This is a genomic window from Streptococcus moroccensis, assembly GCF_030812835.1.
GTDB lineage: Bacteria > Bacillota > Bacilli > Lactobacillales > Streptococcaceae > Streptococcus > Streptococcus moroccensis.
Genome location: NZ_JAUSTM010000057.1, coordinates 1 through 1,202, shown reverse-complemented (window position 1 = coordinate 1,202; position 1,202 = coordinate 1). Strand labels below are relative to the sequence as shown.

The window sequence follows — 1,202 nt, the reverse complement described above, 5'->3', positions numbered from 1 at the left end:
CTTATACTTATAGTGTAAGAGAGCGTGCAGTAGAAGGTTACACTAGTCGTCAAGAAGGCAATGTGATTACCAATACATATAATGTGCCAACTACAAGCATTACAATTGAGAAACTTTGGATCGACTCTGATGGAAATCAATTGGTTGATAATTTATCAAGTTCGGTAACGGTGATTGTGTATCGGAATGGCGTAGAATATCAAAGAGTGGTATTAGATGCCACAATGAACTGGAGTACAACAATTTCTGGGTTAGACATGACGGATCGCAACGGAAATATTTTTGAATATTCTGTTGAGGAAGTTGCTGTAGATGGTTTTGAAACTTATATTGATGGATTCAAGATAATTAACAAAAGAAAACCTGATGTACCACCGACACCTTATGTGCCGCCAACACCTGATGTACCACCGACACCTTATGTGCCACCAACACCTTATGTGCCGCCAACACCTGATGTACCATTAACACCTAATGTGTCACCAACATCTAGTATACCATCCAAAATACCGGAGCTTCCAAATACCGGTGAACGCACTTCATTATTAGGGCTACTATTCGGTATTTTATCATTGGTAATGGGAGTACTTCTAGTGATACCGGGTTCGAAGGAATGCAAGTAGTCAGTTGATGATTGTAAATAACGGCTCTTTGTCAACTATAGTGGGTTGGTGAAAAATAACTAGAAGTAGTGAGTTAAGTTGACTACAAAATGAAGAGTAAGAGGCTGGGCAAAAACTAGTTTCAGAATAGAAAAAACGGCTCTATAATTTCTGTAGTGGGTAAAAACCTTACGGAGATTATGGAGCCTTTTTGAGTGTAGAAAAAAAGTCCCATATGATCTATAATGAAAAGCGACAAAACAACTCATTAGAAAGACTCATATGGAACACTTAAATTTTATCACAAATACGCTCGGAATAAAAGACTCAAATATCACGATAACCCAAGAATCTGATATGGGGACGCATAGAGAACTCCGTGCCTTCTTAGATTATGATCCTCCAAAATGTCCTGGCTGCCAAAGCCAAATGGCCAAATATGACTTCCAAAAAGAATCCAAGATTCCCTACCTAGAATGTGCCGGATACAAACTGTTGATTCGTCGCTAAATTTCAAGTAGAAGTTAGCCATTTTTAAGAAACTGTGCAGGAGACAAATAGTTCAGTATTTTCTTAGGATAATGATTGATCCAATTTTCG

At 38.2% G+C, this 1,202-nt stretch carries 1 protein-coding gene and 1 pseudogene; both read left to right on the top strand.

The window, feature by feature from the left end:
- The coding region (locus tag J2S23_RS11285; RefSeq protein WP_307122795.1) for a Cna B-type domain-containing protein at nucleotides 1–623 on the top strand (623 nt) is incomplete at its 5' end.
- A gap of 261 nt (nucleotides 624–884) precedes the next feature.
- A pseudogene (locus J2S23_RS11280) lies at nucleotides 885–1,106 on the top strand (ISL3 family transposase); the annotation flags it as partial.
- Between the last annotated feature and the right edge of the window lie 96 nt (nucleotides 1,107–1,202).